Genomic DNA, 18258 nt, shown 5'->3' with positions numbered 1-18258 from the left:
TTTCTAGCAAAAGTATTCGTGTCAAACTCACCCACACAAACCGATGCTGTCATCATTGGCGCCGGTCCTGTGGGTCTCTTTCAGGTCTTTGAGTTAGGCCTACTAGAAATCAAAGCCCATGTAATTGATTCGCTGCCAGAAGTTGGTGGTCAATGCATCGAGCTTTATCCTGACAAACCCATCTACGATATTCCCGCTATTCCAGTGTGCACTGGACGCGAACTCACGAATAATTTGCTCAAGCAAATTCAGCCATTTGACGCCCAGTTTCATCTTGGCCAAGAAGTAAGCAAGCTAGAGCAGCAGGCTGATGGTCGCTTTCTAATTAGCACCTCACAAGACAAACACTTCCTCAGCAAGACTGTATTTATTGCCGCTGGCGTTGGCGCTTTCCAGCCTCGCCTCCTGAACCTAGAGGGCATAGACCGCTTTATAGGCAAGCAACTTTTTTATCACGTTAAAAGTCCTGAGCAATTTGCAGACAAAAGAATTGTGATTTGCGGAGGTGGCGATGCTGCACTAGATTGGGCAATTCATTTTTCTGAAATTGCTGCTAGCGTGACATTAATTCATCGCCGTGATGAATTTAAGGCTGCTCCCAAATCAATCGTAAAAATGCGTGAACTTTGTGCGAGCAATCAAATGCAATTACTTATCGGACAAGTGACTGCTTACGAAGCACAAGATGATCGACTCGCAGAAATTACCTTCACCAATATTGACGGCGAAACCAAGCAAATTCCACTCGATGATCTTTTGGTATTTTTTGGTCTTTCCCCAAAATTAGGACCCATCGCTGATTGGGGTCTCAATATCGATCGCAAACAAATTTGCGTGGATACCCAGAAATTCCAAACCAGTATCCCGGGCATTTATGCGGTTGGCGACATCAATGTCTATCCGGGCAAGAAAAAACTCATTTTGTCTGGATTTCATGAGGCAGCTCTGGCTGCCTTTGCAGCCGCAGAGTACATGAACCCAGAAAAGCAGATTCCGCTCCAATATACGACCACTTCAACCAAGCTCCACAAGGCGCTGGGAGTGAAGTCGCCCACATTCGAGTAAGCTATCCCTAATTCGTCTACATATAACTCCATTTAGCTGATACATATGCGCCAATATCACGATCTCATGAAAGAAGTCCTCGCCAAGGGGGTTCAAAAGTCCGATAGAACGGGAACTGGCACAGTCTCCGTATTCGGACACCAAATGCGCTTTAACTTGGCAGATGGCTTTCCGATGGTGACTACTAAAAAGCTGCATCTCAAATCCATTATTTATGAATTACTCTGGTTCCTTAAAGGAAGCACAAACAATAATTGGCTCAAGGAACGTGGCGTTTCTATTTGGAATGAATGGGCAGCACCCGATGGTGATCTAGGCCCAATCTATGGTTATCAGTGGCGCTCATGGCCTGCGCCAAACGGACAGCATATCGATCAAATCTCCGAAGTGGTGGAGACCATCAAAAAGAATCCAGACTCACGTCGCATTATTGTTTCCGCATGGAACGTTGCTGATATTCCCCGTATGGCTTTAGCGCCCTGCCATGCCTTCTTTCAGTTTTATGTAGCAGATGGCAAGCTATCATGCCAACTCTACCAACGCAGCGCGGATATTTTCTTGGGTGTGCCATTTAATATCGCCAGCTACGCCTTGCTCACTCACATGATGGCGCAACAATGCAATCTAGAGGTGGGTGACTTTATTTGGACTGGCGGTGATTGCCATCTTTACAGCAACCACTTAGAGCAGGTAGAGCTTCAGTTATCTAGAGATTTCTTCCCATTGCCTAAGCTCAATATTTTGCGCAAGCCTGATTCGATTTTTGATTACGAGTTCGAAGACTTCGAAATCGTAGGTTACGAATCTCACCCTCACATTAAAGCTCCTGTAGCTATTTAAGAATTAAGCATATGACTCAACCTGCCATCTCCATGATTGTTGCGCGCTCACGTAATCACGTGATTGGACGCGATAATCAAATGCCCTGGAAGATCTCTGCTGATTTGCAATTCTTCAAACGCGTGACGATGGGTCACCCTGTCATCATGGGCCGTAAGACCTGGGAATCTATTGGCCGCCCGCTTCCCGGCCGTCGCAATATCGTGGTGAGCCGGAATGCAAACTACCCAATAACTGGCGGTGAATTAGTTGGATCTCTGGATGAAGCCTTGGAGAGTCTTAGCGAATTTCCCCGGGTCTTTGTTATTGGTGGCGAACAACTCTTTACCCAAGCATTTGATAAGGCCGATCGTCTTTACATCACTGAAATTGATTTAGATATTGAAGGTGGCGATACTTTCTTTGAAGTACCAAATGCATCGGACTGGAAAGAGGTAGAGCGCACTCCCGGATCCGAAGGTGATATCACCTTTAGCTTCATTACCTTGGAGCGCAAATAAAAAGGACCCCGCGGGGTCCTTTTTTCTTCAGCGTAAATTCTTATTGCTGAACAATAATCTTTGCATCTTTTGCGAGTTGACTTAAAAACTCAAACTGCTTTCTTTGCGTCATACCAGCACGAATAGCTGGCTTTGCTTGTTCAAATGAAGGCGGCTTGCTCGACTTTTTATCTTCTAATTTGATCAAGTACCAACCTTGCTGCATCTGGATTGGTGCAGGCGATACTTGCCCTTTAGAGAGCGTGATAAGCACAGATGCCAACTGAGGGGCAACCTGACCAGGCTGGATCCAACCTACTGCGCCGCCCTGAACTTTGTTTGGAGCCAAGGAAACGCTCTTGGCAACCTTATCAAATGACTCGCCCTTTTTGATGCGTGCCAAAGCGGCTTGTGCATCGGCTTCACTGGCTACTGCTATATCACTTACCTTGTACTCCGAAATCATCCCTTGAGGGCCTAAGGATGCAATCTCTCGGTTGTATTCAGCCTGGAGATCTGCATCAGTAATTGGGTTTTGAGCCATGTATGTAGATAGCTCAAGATCAGCTAAATAATTTTGACGAATCATTGCGAGCTGCGTATTGGCTTTCTCAGAAGTTGCTAAGCCATCCTTTTCAGCTTGCTGAGAAAGTAATAAGACCTCAACAAACTTCTCAATCACAGCACCACGTAACTGAGGCGATTCTTTTTGACCCTGAGAAATAGCAGCTTTGATTCCTTGCTCAACCATATCATTAGTAATTAAGGCACCATTAACAGAGGCTGCAACATTAATTGGTAAACCACTCTGCTGCGCATAAGAGCTGCCAACAAAAGCACTAGCTAAGATACCGGCAGCAATAAAGCGCACTACCATTGGATTAAATACAGAGGAAAAAGGTTTCATGATGGGGAGATCTTTCTAAAATTTAGCCTCAATACTACCAGCAGGCATGAGCTCAATCTCAATAAGCCACAGTAAAATAGTGGCATGTGTGTTCAATACCTCACCACGGTCAATACAGATTGGGTTAAAACCCACTTTGACCTGGATTTACCGGCGTCTCCCGCGCATGATGTATTTCCAACTTATCCAGGACCTATCGTCCTCAAAAGTCACAACACTGGACGCACTGCAACTGGCTTAGCTCGCTTTGGCTTATTGCCATCCTGGGCTAAAGAGGAAACCTTTGGAAGAAAGACCTACAACGCCCGGGCTGAAACAGTGGCTGAGAAACCATCTTATAAGAATGCCTGGATAAAACGGCATTACGGATTGGCTTTAGCAGATGCTTTTTATGAGCCTTGCTATGAATCTGGCAAAGCGGTGCGCACCGCCATTAAACAAGCCAATCAAGAGCCAATGGCGATTGCTTCAATCTGGGACACCTGGACAGAGCCAGAAACAAGGGAACTCATCGTCTCATTTTCCATGCTCACGATTGAAGCTAGCAATCATCCAGTAATGAATCGTATGCATAAGCCTGAAGATGAAAAACGTACTGTGGTTCCGTTACGTCCCGAGCTTTTTAATGCATGGCTCAATGCCACACCGGAAGAAGCGCAAGCATTACTTCAGTTGGAGTCAATCCCTGAGCTTGTACTTGCCTAGAAAGTTAAAACGGGCTTGGTCGCTTGATAGGGGTCGGCCGATTGCATTTCTAGCGCCTCAGCCTCCTGCTCGCCCTTAGGCTGGTTATAGAATTTTGAATCCAATGCACGCTCTTTAGATAGGCGAAGATCTTCTGCTCTTGGATCCACTGGGCCAAAAGGCCCCTCCACCGGAGAAAGTGTCTGACTATTAAACTCTTTGATCTGCTGCGGGGTATATGGAGAGTTCGTTGTAGACCCAGGTGGCAAAGGAGGCGCTTGAGTACAGGCTGAAATGCCCATAAACAATAGGCATGGACTCAGCCTCAAGAAGAATGTATTCATACATCCCATTGTATGGTAACTACATGCATCTTGTTTTTATATTAATTACAATACTCCAATGAATTTATCCCGCGCTCTCGCAACTGCTTTATTGATGCTGCCATCAATTTGCTTGGCGATTGATTTACAGCCGAACGATATTGTTGCTCCACTACCCGGCAAAAATCATGCGATGATCAGCTATGTCAATGCTGAAAGTGGCACTTACTACCGAAATGGCTCTGCCGTTTCCTCTAGGCCATTTAGCAGCCCTGATATTGGCATTCAAAGTGCAATTGCCCGCCTCAGCACCAGCTACTCAATTACCAATTTACCTGCCATCTCTTACCTCCAGTTACCTTACGGCACCATTAAGCCAGCCGGATCACTGGCATCTTTACCTGCAAGCACTGGCATTGGCGACCTCACATTTGCAACAGCTATTTGGCCGTATGCCGATAGAGAAAATAGAAGATACTTTGGCGTTGCTGGATATCTAACTGCGCCGACCGGCAGCTATAACAGTCAACAAGCTTTTAATCTGGGTGAGAATCGCTATCGATCAGATATTCAGATGGGATATCAGCAGCCCATTATTGGTAGCTTAGATGGGATGGTCGCCGTCGACACCATGTGGTTTGGAGGCAATAGCCAATGTGCTGCAGCCTGCTTATCCGCAAGTAATACCTCCTTAAATCAGAAGCCTTTAACCACCACTCAGCTGGGCCCAATTTACAAGTTCAATCAAACTTACACACTGGGCGCCTCCTATTTCTATGTAGCTGGTGGGGCAACGACCATTGGCAATACCTACCAAAATAATGTCGTTAACACTCAGAGGTTTTTGCTCAGCGCGTTAGCTTACTACCCCTTTGGCAGGATAAGCCTCCAATATGGACGTGATACAGAAATCAAAAATGGCTTTGTAGAATCACGGCGCCTTGCCATTCGTTATACGACTGAGTTTTAAGTTCTCAAATCACTTAATTTCTGAGTTTTTGCAGAAAGCTCTTTACCATTGGCAAGCGACAAATAAGCAATATCAATATGACCGCTCCATAGATTGAGACGGTATCCAAATCATTTTTACCAGCTTTATGCCACCAGTAGTGGGCTATTGCAGTACATGCAATGATGTAAACCAGCTTGTGCAATACAGACCAGCGCTTTCCTAGCTGACGTACCGACCACTGGTTAGATGTAATGGCTAAGGGAGTAAGAAGTACCAGCGTCAGAAAACCCATCGTAATAAATGGACGCTTTACAACATCGCTCCACATCGATTGAATATCTAGATTCTGATCCAACCAAAACCAAATGGAAAAATGGATACCGGCATAAAAGAAACAAAATAATCCCAGCATCCGACGCAACTTAATCCAAATGGTCCAGCCCGTTATTAGGCGCAAAGGGGTCATTGCTAGCGTAATGCACAGAAAGACAAGCGCCCAGGTACCGGTTGAACGGGTAATGAATTCAATGGGATTGGCACCTAGATCGCCATAAACACCAAGCCAAACCAGGCGGGCCAGCGGCACTAAGCAGAAAATGAAAATGGCTGGTTTTAAGAACTTCATAAACAGCACTTTAAACCAAGCTAAGCAAAGAACTGATACATGCTTTTTGCCATTAAGGCTAAACAATGATGATCGGAATAATGACAAACTATTTAGACCTATCGATTTAGGCTGTAATTTGCTATCCTGAGCGTTCAATTAAGGATAAATATGACCGAAGAGAACCAAACCCAGAACGACGAAGACTTTGACTATGGGTGTGAGTGTGCAATGACCTTACTCAACGAGCCCACTGAGGACCGTCTGAATGACTTAATTGATGAGCTTGATGAAGATGGCATGATCTCCACCGAAGTGGTCTATGGCTTACTCGCAACCATCCTCATGAGCATGAATGAGGAAGAACACGAAGGCGACGAGCACTAATTTTTAGAGCTCACTTGGGAGGCAAAAGTATCCATTGCTTTTGCCAACTGAATATCTAACTTGGTCAGTGCGCCAGCTGAATGAGTTGATAGGGATACCGATACCTTATTCCAAGAATTTGACCAATCGGGATGATGATCAATTTCTTCTGCGTACTTGGCGCACAGAGTCATAAATTCAAACACTTGCTTAAAGTTTTTAAAGACAAACTCACGCTGAATTGTCTTACCCTCTAGAGCCCAAAGAGGAATTTCCTTCTCTATATTTAAGCCATCAATAATCAAGGCAGACTCCTTTAACTAGCAACACTTTGTGAAAGCTGCTTTAAATCTTCTGGGTAAAGCCAACGCCATTCACCCTCTGCGAGATCAGTAGGCATCTGATAGGCACCGATTTCAGTGCGATGTAATTGGGTAACGTGATTGCCGACCGCAGCCATCATGCGTTTCACCTGGTGATAGCGTCCTTCAACAATGGTCATTGCTAAAACATGTTCTGTTATTTGTTTACAGGCAGTCGCAAAGCACGGCTTTGGGTCATCATCTAATACAACACCATTTAACAAGTGATCGATTTGCTTCTGAGTGATGGGTTCTGGTGTTGTAATTTGATATACCTTCCCAATGTTTTTCTTCGGAGTGGTCATCTTGTGGATAAATTGACCATCATCAGAGATCAAAAGCAAGCCAGTAGTGTCATAGTCTAAGCGCCCTACGCATTGCAAACCTCTTTCTACAAAGGGGCTGGGCAACAAGCTATAGACACTGGGATGATGAGTCGTTTTATGTGAGCACTCATAGTTAGCTGGCTTATTAAATGCCAAATATGCTTTCTCGTGATACTCCCAATCCTTGCCTTCTACATTGAGAATGAGGTTCTCGGGAGCAACTCTTTCTTCTGGGTCTTCAGCCAATACGCCATTCACCTTCACCAGCTCGGCATACACCAAATCACTACAGTAGCGACGAGTACCAAAGCCTTGGCTAAAGAGAATCTTTTCGAGAGAAATAGGTTTTGCCATATGCTGCAAAGCATACTACAGAGCAGGACTGCATTGAGTCCGTCGGTTCATTCGCCAATTCATTATCATTAGGTATTCACGCCATTACCCAAGGCAATTGCCCATGTTATCCGCCCCAAAACCACGCTCCTTATTACACACCCGAGAAATCACATTTCAGGGGTATGCACGAGAGGATGGGCTGTGGGATATTGAAGGGCATCTTAAGGATTTCAAAACTAATCCCTTTCAGACCAGCGCAAAAGTCTGGCAGCCTGGCGAGGCATTTCATGACATGTGGGTGCGCGTCACACTGAATAAAGAATTTGTGATTCAAGATATTGAAGCAGCCATGGATGGCTATCCACACGCAGAGTGCACTGCTGTCATTCCACCAATGGACTCACTCATTGGTGCTCAGATAGGTAAAGGTTGGCGCAAGACAATAGATACGCATCTTGGTGGCATCAAGGGCTGCACTCATTTACGCGAACTGCTCACCAGCCTTGCCACTGCTGCCTATCAATCCATTCCAGGAGCATTTTTCGATCCCACTGGAGAAAAGCCGCCGCTCTATTTGGGTACCTGTAAATCCTGGGACTTTAATGGTCCAGTGGTGATGCGCGTCTTCCCCAAATTTTATCGCTGGAAGCCTTAGACCTTAAGCAAACCCATATGATATTTCTGCGCACACTGACTTTTTTGTTGCTATGTATTTCTACTGCTTTAGCATGTGCCGCTGAGCAACCTTCTGCGCCCATTCTGGGTCTTGTTAATGCGTCTCAGAATAGATCGCAAGACCGCACCTTGGAATTCTGGGGCTACCATGAATACGACGGCTCGCAAAACTATACCGACACACTGAAGTTACGTTACTACAACCCTTTAAATGTCGGCGATTGGCATGGCACACTGAGGCTTGACACTGCTTATACATCCGCTTACGGGCCTCTATTACCGGCACAATCTTCTGGCACGTATTCTGCAAATAATGCAATGGTCACGATTTGGGGCGGCAAGGCTGGCTGGCTTGGCAATGTGGGGGCACGAGTGGTGGCGCCGCTCAGTGATGTAGGTCAGTGGCTGGCTGGCCCTCAAGTAAGCACTTCATTCACACCAGCTAGCAGCAGCAAAAGTCTTCTGGCAGATATCTCGCCATTAGCGCGCTACATGATCGGATTTAATGCAAAGGCGCCGTCAGGCTTTTCCCCGCCACCTTTAGCAAGCCGTCTTGAACTATATCCAACAGTTGGCGTGAACTTAGGGCCTAGCACTCAAATTCGCTTTTGGGATGAAAACGGAGCCCTCTATAACGCAGCGGGTGGCGGTTGGTTTGTGCCAATTGATGCCATGGTCACTCAACGAATTAATAAAAATCTTTTACTTGCTATTGGCGGCGCAAAGCAAGTGGTTCAAACCTACCAATTCTATAACTGGACAGTGTACGGAAAAGTCTCACTTACTTTTTAAATAAACCAATCAAGCAAGATCAACCAAAGTTTCACCTTCTAATTTTGCCGCGCCCGATTTAACCAAAGACCTGGGTAGCCATTGGGTAAATTCATCCATACTCATATTGAGTAGTTTTGCTGCGCTGATCAGCGCCGGCGTATTAGCAATCCATTCATTTACTTGTTGCATCTCGCGAGTACGCCACTCTAATAGACGATATTTCAGCAAGACTTTAGCGCCATGACGGGCATTACGATCTGGGTCGGATGCTAAATAATCCAATCTTGATCGTGCTGTAGCAAGAGACTTAGCAACATCGGAAAATGGCGCGCCATGACCTGGAATTACCAAATCAATCGGTAGGGTCTCAATGAGATCTAAAGTTTGCGCCACCTCCTCAAATCCAGCCTCCCCCCAGAGCTCAGGGAAGATCACCCCAAAACCCTCTTCCCATAAAGCATCAGCCGAAATCAATATCCGATGATCGGCTTGATACAGCATGATGGAGTGGGGGTCATGACCTGGCGCAGCCAATACTTTCCAGAGATATCTTCCTAAAATAATTTCCTCACCAGGAACCAAGAGATGATGATGAGCAAACTGTGGGCACTCTTGCCCCAAGTTGTCATAACTTAATAAAGCGCTATCCCAATTTTTGACTGCCACTTCTTCAGCCGCTGGAATATATACCTCACAATAAAATGCTTCTGCTAAAGCAGCATTCCCACCACAATGATCAGAGTGAAGATGCGTATTCACTAACTTATTTAATGTGCTTAAGCCATGTTTTTTAAGGGCACCGCTCACTAAATCCAAAGTCATTTTTTGGTGGGCGCAATAACCTGAGTCCACCAAGGAGACATCATCCTTGCCATAGTGGAAAATATTATTCGCGGAGAGCCACCCTCTTTCAAAAACTTCAATACCAGGCGGCAATAAATGCGCTGTCATACTTTAATTCTTTAAAGGAGTAGCTTGGACTGTTAGTTCTAGCTTACGCACATCAAACTGCTGATCCCGTATGCGCTGCAGCGTTTCGTCATAGACTTTTTTATCTAATTGCGGTGTTCTCGACAGAATCCAGAGGTATTCACGGCGTGGATCACTCACTACTGCCACTTGATATTGAGGATCTAGATCAATGACCCAATAATCACCCCACACCATAGGTATAAAAGCCAACCAAGCGGGTGCAAAGCGCACCTCCAATTTAGGCGAGTCTTTTGCCCCTATTTGGCGAGCGGTACCCTCTGCCTCAGAAACCTCACCATCAGCAGTTTTGCAGCTATTCAAGACCTTGAGAGTTCCGTCGCCCCTGGCCGAATAAACCGCTTTGGTATTGCTCGCGCACTTCTTCTGGAACCAGTTTGGATACTTTGCAATCTCATACCAAGTGCCCAAATAGCGTGACACATCCAAAGAGGGAATTGTCTTTACCGCTATATCAGACGTCTGAGTATAGGCAGAGAAGCTAGTTAAGAAAATACAAGCGCCAAATAATACTGAATAAATTTTGTTCATTACTAATAGTACTTCTTCAGATCCATACCGGCATACATGCTGGCTACCTGCTCACCATAGCCGTTAAACATTTGGGTTTTAATCTTGGGTGCAAACATCCCTTTAGGATCACCAATACGACGCTCCATTGCCTGACTCCAGCGCGGGTGATCCACCTGAGGATTGACGTTGGAGTAGAAGCCGTACTCTCTTGCATCAAACTGACTCCAGCTGGTCTTAGGCATCTCTTCAGTAAAACGAATTTTGACAATTGACTTGGCGCTTTTAAAGCCATACTTCCACGGCACCACAATACGGACTGGGGCACCGTTCTGCTTTGGCAGAACCTCGCCATATAAACCTAAGGTAAGAAGCGTAAGGGGATTCATAGCCTCATCCATGCGCAAGCCTTCACGGTAAGGCCATTCAATAATGTTGCTTTTAATTCCTGGCATTTGCTTGCGATCAGCCAAAGAAACAAACTCCACATACTTTGCAGACCCTAGGGGCTCCACTTTATTGATCAACTTAGAGAGTGAATAGCCATCCCAAGGAATGACCATCGACCAACCCTCGACACAGCGCATCCGATAAATACGCTCTTCGATTGGCGCCAACTTGAGCAGCGCATCAATATCGAGCGTCATTGGCTTTTTTACTAAGCCTTCAATTGATATTGTCCACGGACGAGTTTGCAAACTTCCAGCATGGGCTGCAGGATCTTCTTTGTCCGTACCAAATTCATAAAAGTTGTTATAGCCAGTGACAAACTTATATGGCGTGAGACCTTCTTTGTCGGCAAACGCTGGGTTCAGCGTTGCTGCCAACTTATCTGGGGATGCTGCAAGTGCCTGCCTTGAAAACCAAGGAGCCAAGGCCATGCCAAATCCGCCTGCGGCCGCAGTCTTAATGAGATTTCTACGGTTTTCAAAAACAGCTTGTGGAGTAATGTCACTCGCAAGAATAGTCTTATCGATAAAACGCATAGCGCACCCCTTGGGAATGTAATGCTTCTATTTTGCTACCGATAAGTATTTCTTGCTTAAGTCTGGCTGGTGCGCATCTTATTCATTAAGGCAAGGCTATGTTTGTCCATGCCGCCGACCATCTCAGCAAGAGCTGGATAGTCTCGAGTGAGCGTTTCACCACCATAGAAGCGCAGCAACCAATCTGGGAAACTGCGCTCTGAAATTTCCCGAATCTCCAAGAGCTCAACTCGATGATGACGCTTATCATCCTGAATGCGTTTCCAGGCCTTCATCACGCTTGCGCGCTCACCTTCAATGATCTGACCAAACTGCTGGTTGTCATATAAGAGAATCCCAGAAATACCATTCTGCTGATTAAATGCGCGAGCAGATTCCAGCAAACGCATTAAGCCAAGAAAAGACATATCCGAGATTGCTTCACTCAGATAACTCAATTCAACCAGGTCTTTTGGTTTAGGCATCACGCAAAAATAGTAAATAGGGATTTATAAATTAAAAAGGCAAACCCAAAGGTTTGCCTATAAATACTATACCTAATTTAAAAATTATGTACTTAGCATTTTTACCTATTAAATCCCAGCTGCTTTCAGAGCTGCATTCAAAGTGGGGCTAGGGCGCATCACAGCTTCAAACTTCTCAGCATCAGGCATAAAGTAACCGCCGATATCTGCTGGCTTACCTTGAACTGCCTTGAGTTCAGCTGTAATTTTTTGCTCATTCTCCGTCAAGGATTTTGCCAGAGGTGCAAAGAACGCCTGCAATTCCTTGTCTTCGGTTTGAGCAGCCAATGCTTCAGCCCAGTACATTGCCAAGTAGAACTGGCTACCGCGGTTGTCCAGCTCACCCGTACGTGGTGAAGGTGACTTATTGTTATCCAACAATTTGCCAGTAGCTTCATCCAAAGTACGTGCCAGGATTTTCACTTTATTGTTACCTGTCTTGTCGCCGATATCTTCTAGAGATACAGCTAAAGCCAAGAACTCGCCAAGCGAATCCCAACGCAAGTGATTTTCTTCGACCAACTGTTGCACGTGCTTTGGAGCAGAGCCGCCGGCACCGGTTTCAAACAAGCCGCCACCAGCCATCAAAGGCACGATAGACAACATCTTTGCACTAGTACCCAATTCCATAATCGGGAACAAGTCTGTGAGGTAGTCACGCAAAATATTGCCCGTTACAGAAATGGTGTCCTTGCCGCGAATCACACGCTCTAAGGTGTAACGCATTGCACGAGTCTGGGACATGATCTGAATGTCAACGCCTGTTAGATCGTAGTCTTTAAGGTAAGTATTTACCTTCTTGATCAACTCAGCTTCATGTGGGCGGTACTCATCAAGCCAGAATACTGCTGGAGTATTAGAAAGACGTGCGCGATTAACGGCCAACTTGACCCAGTCACGAATTGGGGCATCTTTAACCTGACACATACGCCAGATATCGCCCTCTTCTACATTTTGCTCGAGCAATACAGTGCCATCATCAGCAACGATACGCGCTACACCAGCTTCTGGAATTTCAAAAGTCTTGTCATGTGAACCGTACTCTTCGGCTTGTTGAGCCATCAAGCCCACGTTTGGAACAGTACCCATGGTTGTTGGATCAAAGTTACCGTGTGTCTTACAGAAATTAATCATTTCTTGATAGATACGCGCAAAGGTACTTTCAGGAATAACGGCCTTGGTGTCATGCAAACGACCATCCGCGCCCCACATCTTGCCGCCAACACGAATCATGGCAGGCATAGAAGCATCCACAATCACGTCGCTTGGGGAATGCAAGTTGGTAATGCCTTTAGCAGAGTCAACCATCGCCAATGCTGGGCGATGTTCGTGGCACGCATGCAAATCTTGAATAATTTCTTCGCGCTTAGATTCTGGCAAAGTTTTGATCTTTTCGTACAAGCTGCTCATACCGTTATTGGCATTCACGCCCAACTCTTCAAACAACTTAGCGTGTTTAGTAAAGGCATCTTTATAGAAAATCTTCACAGCGTGACCAAATACGATCGGGTGTGAAACCTTCATCATCGTGGCCTTAACGTGCAAGGACAACATCATGCCAGTCTTGTAAGCGTCTTCGATTTCTTTCTCGTAGAACTCACAAAGCGCTTTTTTGCTCATGTTCATGCTGTCGATGATTTCGCCAGCTAATAATGAGACCTTTGGCTTGAGGACAATAGTCTTCCCGCTCTTGGTTACCAAATCCATCTTCACGTCGCAAGCTTTAGTCATGGTCATTGACTTCTCGCTAGAGTAGAAGTCGCCGCCATGCATGTGGGATACGTGCGTACGGGAAGCTTGGCTCCACACACCCATAGAGTGTGGGTTTTTACGTGCGTAGCGCTTTACAGCAGGTGGCGCACGGCGGTCTGAGTTACCTTCGCGCAATACTGGGTTAACTGAGCTACCCAAACATTTGGAATAGCGAGTACGGATAGATTTTTCTTCATCCGTTTTTGGATCTTCAGGGAAATTAGGGATCTTGTAGCCTTTAGCTTGCAACTCTTTAATGGCTGCGAGCAACTGAGGAACTGAAGCACTAATGTTTGGCAACTTAATGATGTTCGTGTCAGGCAATAAAGTCATTTTGCCGAGTGCGCCCAAGTTATCAGGAACTTGTTGCTCGGGAGTCAGGCAATCAGAAAACTCAGCCAAGATACGAGCAGCAACAGAAATGTCGCTCGTCACAATCTCTACGCCAGCAGGTGCCGTAAAAGTACGAATAATTGGCAGAAATGCGCAAGTCGCCAAAAGTGGCGCTTCGTCTGTCAGCGTATAAATAATCTTTGATTTCTCTGAAGCCATGAATGTTTCCTCAATTTTGAAAAAATTACAGAGTCAGGTTTTTACCCTGTCGCCCTCAAATCCCCATTTTGCAAGTCGCTTTTAGCGCACTTATTGCCAATGAGGCGAGTCCTCCATTTTAAATCATTGGACTTGGCAAAAATGGTGGTTTTGACCCTGAAAATGCTCGATAAAGGCCAATTTAAGGGAATCCACCGAGCCAACCGACAAGCCAAATTCACCGTAAACTGCAAGCCATGATCAGCAAACATCCTTTACTCAATAAAAACCTAGTGTTGCTGATCATTTGTCAGGGGCTCTTTCTGACCAATAACGTCACTTTTATCGCCATTAATGGGCTCGTTGGCCTCAGCCTAGCCCCAGTAAGCTGGATGGCCACCCTGCCAGTTATGGGCTACGTAGTTGGAGGCGCCTTTTCTACCTCCATCGTAGCCAAATCCCAGAACTATTTTGGGCGCAAGATTTCCTTTCAGTTGGGTCTGCTGGTGGCAATGCTATCCGCCCTTTTATGCGCCTATGCTGCTGTGAGCAAAAACTTTTGGCTTTTGGTCATGGGCACCTTTATTGCCGGCTACTACAGCGCCAATGGTCAGCTTTATCGCTTTGCTGCAGCAGAACTGACAGACCTAAAGCAGCGTGACAAAGCCGTTTCTTGGGTGCTTGCCGGTGGCATCCTTGGTGCCGTTATCGGACCCAACCTCGCTTCATGGACGCGAGACCTCTTTGACACTGCCTTTCTGGGTGCCTACCTCACCCTCTCTATCGCCGGCTTCATTGGCATATTTGTAATGCAGTTCATTCACTTCCCTCAAGAGTTAAAGACTCAACACTCACTCTCTGATGGGCGCCCCTTAAGTGTGATTCTTCGTCAGCCTGTATTTGTGGTTGCCATCATTGGTGCAGCTTTAGGTTATGGGGTGATGAATCTATTAATGGCGGCCACGCCTTTAGCGATGCAGATCTGCGGACTGCCTTTCTCGGACACCGCTTTAGTTCTAGAGTGGCATGTGATTGGCATGTTTGCACCCGGATTTTTTACGGGCTCCCTCATTCAGAGATTTGGGACATTAAAGATTATGGGCGTCGGAGTGCTGCTGAACTTCATCTGTATCGCCATTGCGCTTACCGGCACTGACCTGCATCAATTCTTTATTGCTTTATTTTTACTAGGTGTCGGCTGGAACTTTTTATTTACTGGCGCCACTTCTTTGGCAATGACCGCCTATCAACCCAACGAACGAGACAAAGCTCAAGCAGCCATTAACTTTTTTGTCTTTGGCACCATGGCTTTCACCTCTTTTGGTTCAGGCGCCCTCGTCACCTCTCATGGGTGGAGCATTCTGAATTGGGGATCACTGATTCCCGTAGCGATTACTGGTCTTGCGCTTTACTGGCTTGCTCAACAGCGCAAAAAGTCACAGGCCCTAGCTTAAGAAGCTTTTGCCAGCGGCAAGTTAAATAGCAAGTTTTGAGGTTTTAACTTGAGCTGCTGCTGATCATTCATGGCAATGGCCATATAGACCGGCTTACCAGCTTGAGCCTTCGCTACAGCAGCCTCATCAATAAAGTCCAGCCGGAATAAGCAAATGACTTTTTGCAGCTCATCTGCCTCAACCAACTCTTTGTTGTAGAGCTTATTCAGAATTTCAGTTGCAGCCGCATCCAAGCCAACATGCCACGACCATTTGGGATCGCTAATTTGCTGCATAGGTGTTATGCGAACGCTGGCACCTAAAAAATGCTTGACCCATTTTTCTAAAACACGGCAAAAACGATTAATAGGCTCATGCCCAAAATTGAGTTGCACTGCCAAATCGAAATCTTCATTACGCGACCAATACTCATCCGCATTGTCTTCGTGGAGCACATCTAGATCAGCCGATCTCATGGTCATCGACTTGCCCTTTAACAAATCCATGATGTTGCCCGTATCGCCAGCTTGAGCATTTCGAGCGACCACCTCTTCATCAGCGCCCATCACGATGCCATCTTCAATGACAGTAATTTTCTGATTTCTGAAAAAGAGCTCTCCCATGCGCACCTCTAATGGATGCGCTTCATCACCCAAAATATGCCTGATAAAAATTTGGGCTAGTAGAGATATGAACAAAGGCGGTACATCCACCCCCTCGCCTTTGAAGAGGCTCATATAAAAAGCCTCTAGAGAGCTAGCTGACAGTAGGCGCGCCCGGTAGCGTAACCAGACACGATAGTTCTCCTGTATGTCCTCATCGGCCATTGCAGCAATATCTGCTTCAACCACTTCAGCACGAGGGTTGTCTGTTAGACGCTGATGTAAGACCCGCTCAGCAGGGCAAGATTCTGGCACTAGCGCAAGCTCAGGCCTTGCCATATATGTGCGCAAAAAGTCGTCCGTGACCAGCAACTGGCGATCGGGACTGATTGCCAGAGTCTTATATGCGGAATTTGCCCAATAATTTGTCATACGTTTTAACTAAAGTTAGCGTGCTATCAGAATTTATAAAGCTCAGAATATACTAGCCAGTCAATTTGCGTGAAATAGGAAAACATCATGAGTGAACTCAAAAAAATCGATACCGTTGTTGGCGAAGGAAAAGAGGCTGCAGCAGGTAATCATGTGGACGTACATTACACCGGCTGGCTATATGACGAGAAAGCTGCTGACCACAAGGGTCAAAAGTTTGATAGCTCACTAGATCGCGGCCAACTGTTTAGCTTTCCATTGGGTGCCGGCCATGTGATTAAGGGTTGGGATGAGGGTGTGGCGGGCATGAAAATTGGTGGCAAACGCACTTTGATCATTCCTTCTGAAATGGGCTACGGACCGCGCGGTGCTGGCGGCGTTATTCCTCCAAATGCAACACTCGTATTTGATGTGGAATTACACGGCGTTAACTAAGGAACCTTAGTGAGCAGTAAAGCAAAAGCCACCCGAGGGTGGCTTTTTTATTCAGCAGCATTTAAAAGACGTACTTGATTAAGAGCGCAAGTCCTTACCATTCAAGGTTAAGCGATTTGTTGAGCGGTTTTGGCACAAGCTAATGAGGCGATTTCTTTCTGCCATAACCTTGTCAGCGTAACCACCGTCATCCTCAGCGTTGGCAGCGCCTACGTAGTACTTCAATCCATTGCGCAATGAACCCGCTGTAGCAATCAGATACTTCAGGATATAGGCGCCAACACGAATGTTGACCTCTGGCTTAACAGCCTCAGAGGTGCCGCCAAAAATTGCATACTTATCTTTATGTACTGAAGTCATCACCTGCATCAAGCCTTCAGCGCCAGCGTGACTCTTGGTATTTGGATTGAAGTTGGATTCCACAGAAATTACCGCCAACAAAAGAACTGGATCAATGTTGACTTCTTTGGCAATCAAGATGGTGTTAGAAACATACTCTTCAATCTTCGAGCGATCGAGGCTGTATTTCTTTTCAAAGAAATCCGCCACCGCCCGTTGGTTCTGTAGGGAACCCATGAGGTTGCTATCCAAAGCCTGGGGATCAATCTTAGAAGTTGGAATGCGATCAGACAAATGAGAAATCGACTTCACCTGCATTTGCGCTACAGAAGGCATTAACAAGGCGACCGTTTGTTGCTTGGCGCTTCCCAAACCAGTAGTAGCTGGCAGCTTGGATTTGTTATAGATCACTGCTGCGATTTCAGTATCTGCAGCCGGGGCAGCAGCCACTTCATTAGATTCTTTATATTGGTTGAGCATGCCAAAGCCATTGCTCCAAACCATGTGACGGGCTTCATCCGGGACCAGAATGCGTGCTAGATCGAAAGCGCCAGCATTAGTGCCGTTACCTGAAAGCCAAAGACCAACCACCATAAATACAGTAACAACAAGTAAGCCATTAATGACTCGATAGACTGGAGCCATGGCATGCGCTAGCAGCTCTTTAGCAGCCAACATGGTTGGTTGCGGGCTCTGCATATCGCTCAAATTGTTAGATAAACATTTACTCATTCATTGTTTGCAAGACCTCAAAAAACTGAACTGCCGTTTTATGCTGCATTGCAATATCTAAAAAACATGGGTCATCCTAAGAAGATTCTTATATCAAGTCAAGAATAAAGAAGTAATAAACCATAACTTATTGATCTAGAAATCCGAGAGTTCCTGTGTATACCCCCCAAATACTATATATAAGTTAATAAAATCAATGACTTATAAAAGTTAGGAGGCGCTAATTTCACTCTATAAAAAAATACATAAAACCGGACTTTTTTGCGATTTTCCTAAAAAATGGAAGCTCAAAAACCATATATCTAGTGTTTTCACGCCCA

The 18258-nt window shown here is 45.8% G+C and carries 22 protein-coding genes; 10 read left to right on the top strand and 12 right to left on the bottom strand.

The window, feature by feature from the left end; genetic code table 11:
- The first annotated feature begins 18 nt into the window (after nt 1–18).
- Genes ICN10_RS06700 through ICN10_RS06690 form a run of 3 tightly spaced genes read left to right on the top strand, consistent with a single transcriptional unit; the run spans nt 19 to nt 2405 of the window.
- Complete coding sequence (locus tag ICN10_RS06700) at nt 19–1065, top strand: FAD-dependent oxidoreductase (RefSeq protein ID WP_216213971.1); 1047 nt, start codon at nt 19–21, stop codon at nt 1063–1065.
- Between the two features lie 45 nt (nt 1066–1110).
- Entirely contained in the window at nt 1111–1905 is a 795-nt protein-coding gene (locus tag ICN10_RS06695) for a thymidylate synthase (protein ID WP_068322059.1), read from the top strand.
- 11 nt (nt 1906–1916) lie between these two features.
- Nucleotides 1917–2405, top strand: a complete 489-nt coding sequence (locus ICN10_RS06690; protein ID WP_216213969.1) for a dihydrofolate reductase — start codon at nt 1917–1919, stop codon at nt 2403–2405.
- Between the two features lie 40 nt (nt 2406–2445).
- On the opposite strand, the gene ICN10_RS06685 is transcribed toward ICN10_RS06690, so the two are convergent.
- A complete protein-coding gene (locus ICN10_RS06685) occupies nt 2446–3291 on the bottom strand; it encodes a peptidylprolyl isomerase (protein WP_255536827.1) in 846 nt (281 codons plus the stop codon).
- 84 nt (nt 3292–3375) lie between these two features.
- On the opposite strand from ICN10_RS06685, the gene ICN10_RS06680 reads away from it, so the two are divergent.
- Nucleotides 3376–3996: an SOS response-associated peptidase gene (locus ICN10_RS06680; RefSeq protein WP_216213967.1), complete on the top strand. Its 621-nt coding sequence runs from the start codon at nt 3376–3378 to the stop codon at nt 3994–3996.
- On the opposite strand, the gene ICN10_RS06675 is transcribed toward ICN10_RS06680, so the two are convergent.
- Nucleotides 3993–4319 carry a hypothetical protein gene (locus tag ICN10_RS06675; protein WP_255536826.1) on the bottom strand — a complete coding sequence of 109 codons (327 nt, stop codon included), beginning with the start codon at nt 4317–4319 and terminating at the stop codon, nt 3993–3995. The genes ICN10_RS06680 and ICN10_RS06675 overlap by 4 nt on opposite strands.
- 58 nt (nt 4320–4377) lie before the next feature.
- Here ICN10_RS06675 and ICN10_RS06670 point away from each other — a divergent pair, with 58 nt between their 5' ends.
- Nucleotides 4378–5268, top strand: coding sequence for a transporter (locus tag ICN10_RS06670; RefSeq protein ID WP_216213964.1), 891 nt, complete (start codon nt 4378–4380; stop codon nt 5266–5268).
- Between the two features lie 13 nt (nt 5269–5281).
- Here ICN10_RS06670 and msrQ read toward each other — a convergent pair whose 3' ends face one another.
- Nucleotides 5282–5875, bottom strand: a complete 594-nt coding sequence (gene msrQ, locus ICN10_RS06665; RefSeq protein ID WP_216213962.1) for a protein-methionine-sulfoxide reductase heme-binding subunit MsrQ — start codon at nt 5873–5875, stop codon at nt 5282–5284.
- A gap of 150 nt (nt 5876–6025) precedes the next feature.
- Here msrQ and ICN10_RS06660 point away from each other — a divergent pair, with 150 nt between their 5' ends.
- Nucleotides 6026–6241 (top strand): hypothetical protein, encoded by a 216-nt coding sequence (locus ICN10_RS06660; RefSeq protein ID WP_068322043.1) that lies wholly within the window; start codon nt 6026–6028, stop codon nt 6239–6241.
- Here the strand turns inward: ICN10_RS06660 and ICN10_RS06655 are convergent.
- Both ICN10_RS06655 and ICN10_RS06650 read right to left on the bottom strand, forming a co-directional pair.
- The gene (locus tag ICN10_RS06655) at nt 6238–6525 is read right to left on the bottom strand and encodes a 4a-hydroxytetrahydrobiopterin dehydratase (protein WP_216213960.1); all 288 of its coding nucleotides are present in this window, start codon (nt 6523–6525) and stop codon (nt 6238–6240) included. The genes ICN10_RS06660 and ICN10_RS06655 overlap by 4 nt on opposite strands.
- 11 nt (nt 6526–6536) lie before the next feature.
- Nucleotides 6537–7262: a pseudouridine synthase gene (locus ICN10_RS06650; protein WP_216213959.1), complete on the bottom strand. Its 726-nt coding sequence runs from the start codon at nt 7260–7262 to the stop codon at nt 6537–6539.
- A 103-nt stretch (nt 7263–7365) separates the two neighbouring features.
- Here ICN10_RS06650 and ICN10_RS06645 point away from each other — a divergent pair, with 103 nt between their 5' ends.
- Nucleotides 7366–7899: a DUF2889 domain-containing protein gene (locus tag ICN10_RS06645; RefSeq protein ID WP_216213956.1), complete on the top strand. Its 534-nt coding sequence runs from the start codon at nt 7366–7368 to the stop codon at nt 7897–7899.
- 17 nt (nt 7900–7916) lie between these two features.
- Nucleotides 7917–8711 (top strand): hypothetical protein, encoded by a 795-nt coding sequence (locus ICN10_RS06640; protein ID WP_255536825.1) that lies wholly within the window; start codon nt 7917–7919, stop codon nt 8709–8711.
- 9 nt (nt 8712–8720) lie between these two features.
- Here the strand turns inward: ICN10_RS06640 and ICN10_RS06635 are convergent, their stop codons facing one another.
- The 5 genes from ICN10_RS06635 to ICN10_RS06615 form a co-directional block, all read right to left on the bottom strand.
- Nucleotides 8721–9644 carry an MBL fold metallo-hydrolase gene (locus tag ICN10_RS06635; RefSeq protein ID WP_216213954.1) on the bottom strand — a complete coding sequence of 308 codons (924 nt, stop codon included), beginning with the start codon at nt 9642–9644 and terminating at the stop codon, nt 8721–8723.
- Between the two features lie 3 nt (nt 9645–9647).
- Nucleotides 9648–10214 carry a lipocalin family protein gene (locus ICN10_RS06630; protein ID WP_216213952.1) on the bottom strand — a complete coding sequence of 189 codons (567 nt, stop codon included), beginning with the start codon at nt 10212–10214 and terminating at the stop codon, nt 9648–9650.
- Between the two features lie 2 nt (nt 10215–10216).
- Nucleotides 10217–11179, bottom strand: coding sequence for a protein-methionine-sulfoxide reductase catalytic subunit MsrP (gene msrP, locus ICN10_RS06625; RefSeq protein ID WP_216213950.1), 963 nt, complete (start codon nt 11177–11179; stop codon nt 10217–10219).
- 56 nt (nt 11180–11235) lie between these two features.
- Entirely contained in the window at nt 11236–11643 is a 408-nt protein-coding gene (locus ICN10_RS06620; protein ID WP_216213949.1) for a BLUF domain-containing protein, read from the bottom strand.
- Between the two features lie 108 nt (nt 11644–11751).
- Entirely contained in the window at nt 11752–13986 is a 2235-nt protein-coding gene (locus ICN10_RS06615) for an NADP-dependent isocitrate dehydrogenase (RefSeq protein WP_216213947.1), read from the bottom strand.
- Between the two features lie 236 nt (nt 13987–14222).
- Between ICN10_RS06615 and ICN10_RS06610 the strand changes: the two genes are divergently transcribed.
- Nucleotides 14223–15419 carry an MFS transporter gene (locus ICN10_RS06610; RefSeq protein ID WP_216213946.1) on the top strand — a complete coding sequence of 399 codons (1197 nt, stop codon included), beginning with the start codon at nt 14223–14225 and terminating at the stop codon, nt 15417–15419.
- Here the strand turns inward: ICN10_RS06610 and ICN10_RS06605 are convergent.
- A complete protein-coding gene (locus ICN10_RS06605) occupies nt 15416–16432 on the bottom strand; it encodes a DUF6352 family protein (RefSeq protein ID WP_216213944.1) in 1017 nt (338 codons plus the stop codon). The two genes, ICN10_RS06610 and ICN10_RS06605, sit on opposite strands and share 4 nt — an antisense overlap.
- 87 nt (nt 16433–16519) lie before the next feature.
- Between ICN10_RS06605 and ICN10_RS06600 the strand changes: the two genes are divergently transcribed.
- On the top strand, nt 16520–16867 hold the full coding sequence (locus ICN10_RS06600; RefSeq protein WP_072583173.1) for an FKBP-type peptidyl-prolyl cis-trans isomerase: 348 nt from the start codon (nt 16520–16522) through the stop codon (nt 16865–16867).
- A gap of 78 nt (nt 16868–16945) precedes the next feature.
- On the opposite strand, the gene ICN10_RS06595 is transcribed toward ICN10_RS06600, so the two are convergent.
- A complete protein-coding gene (locus ICN10_RS06595) occupies nt 16946–17905 on the bottom strand; it encodes a transglycosylase SLT domain-containing protein (protein WP_255536824.1) in 960 nt (319 codons plus the stop codon).
- Between the last annotated feature and the right edge of the window lie 353 nt (nt 17906–18258).

This window comes from Polynucleobacter sp. 86C-FISCH (assembly GCF_018882415.1).
Taxonomy (GTDB): domain Bacteria; phylum Pseudomonadota; class Gammaproteobacteria; order Burkholderiales; family Burkholderiaceae; genus Polynucleobacter.
Note: the sequence above shows the minus strand (reverse complement) of the source record. Positions and strands in the feature narration are given on the sequence as shown.

Excerpts from the sequence above, each read along its gene's own strand:
- ICN10_RS06630 (WP_216213952.1), bottom strand. The coding sequence starts at position 10,214 with ATGAACAAAATTTATTCAGTATTATTTGGCGCTTGTATTTTCTTAACT.
- ICN10_RS06650 (WP_216213959.1), bottom strand. The coding sequence starts at position 7,262 with ATGGCAAAACCTATTTCTCTCGAAAAGATTCTCTTTAGCCAAGGCTTT.
- ICN10_RS06610 (WP_216213946.1), top strand. The coding sequence starts at position 14,223 with ATGATCAGCAAACATCCTTTACTCAATAAAAACCTAGTGTTGCTGATC.
- ICN10_RS06660 (WP_068322043.1), top strand. The coding sequence starts at position 6,026 with ATGACCGAAGAGAACCAAACCCAGAACGACGAAGACTTTGACTATGGG.
- ICN10_RS06615 (WP_216213947.1), bottom strand. The coding sequence starts at position 13,986 with ATGGCTTCAGAGAAATCAAAGATTATTTATACGCTGACAGACGAAGCG.
- ICN10_RS06690 (WP_216213969.1), top strand. The coding sequence starts at position 1,917 with ATGACTCAACCTGCCATCTCCATGATTGTTGCGCGCTCACGTAATCAC.
- ICN10_RS06675 (WP_255536826.1), bottom strand. The coding sequence starts at position 4,319 with ATGAATACATTCTTCTTGAGGCTGAGTCCATGCCTATTGTTTATGGGC.
- ICN10_RS06600 (WP_072583173.1), top strand. The coding sequence starts at position 16,520 with ATGAGTGAACTCAAAAAAATCGATACCGTTGTTGGCGAAGGAAAAGAG.
- ICN10_RS06640 (WP_255536825.1), top strand. The coding sequence starts at position 7,917 with ATGATATTTCTGCGCACACTGACTTTTTTGTTGCTATGTATTTCTACT.
- ICN10_RS06670 (WP_216213964.1), top strand. The coding sequence starts at position 4,378 with ATGAATTTATCCCGCGCTCTCGCAACTGCTTTATTGATGCTGCCATCA.
- ICN10_RS06595 (WP_255536824.1), bottom strand. The coding sequence starts at position 17,905 with ATGCAGAGCCCGCAACCAACCATGTTGGCTGCTAAAGAGCTGCTAGCG.
- ICN10_RS06680 (WP_216213967.1), top strand. The coding sequence starts at position 3,376 with ATGTGTGTTCAATACCTCACCACGGTCAATACAGATTGGGTTAAAACC.
- msrQ (WP_216213962.1), bottom strand. The coding sequence starts at position 5,875 with ATGAAGTTCTTAAAACCAGCCATTTTCATTTTCTGCTTAGTGCCGCTG.
- ICN10_RS06620 (WP_216213949.1), bottom strand. The coding sequence starts at position 11,643 with ATGCCTAAACCAAAAGACCTGGTTGAATTGAGTTATCTGAGTGAAGCA.
- ICN10_RS06685 (WP_255536827.1), bottom strand. The coding sequence starts at position 3,291 with ATGAAACCTTTTTCCTCTGTATTTAATCCAATGGTAGTGCGCTTTATT.
- msrP (WP_216213950.1), bottom strand. The coding sequence starts at position 11,179 with ATGCGTTTTATCGATAAGACTATTCTTGCGAGTGACATTACTCCACAA.
- ICN10_RS06605 (WP_216213944.1), bottom strand. The coding sequence starts at position 16,432 with ATGACAAATTATTGGGCAAATTCCGCATATAAGACTCTGGCAATCAGT.
- ICN10_RS06645 (WP_216213956.1), top strand. The coding sequence starts at position 7,366 with ATGTTATCCGCCCCAAAACCACGCTCCTTATTACACACCCGAGAAATC.
- ICN10_RS06635 (WP_216213954.1), bottom strand. The coding sequence starts at position 9,644 with ATGACAGCGCATTTATTGCCGCCTGGTATTGAAGTTTTTGAAAGAGGG.
- ICN10_RS06695 (WP_068322059.1), top strand. The coding sequence starts at position 1,111 with ATGCGCCAATATCACGATCTCATGAAAGAAGTCCTCGCCAAGGGGGTT.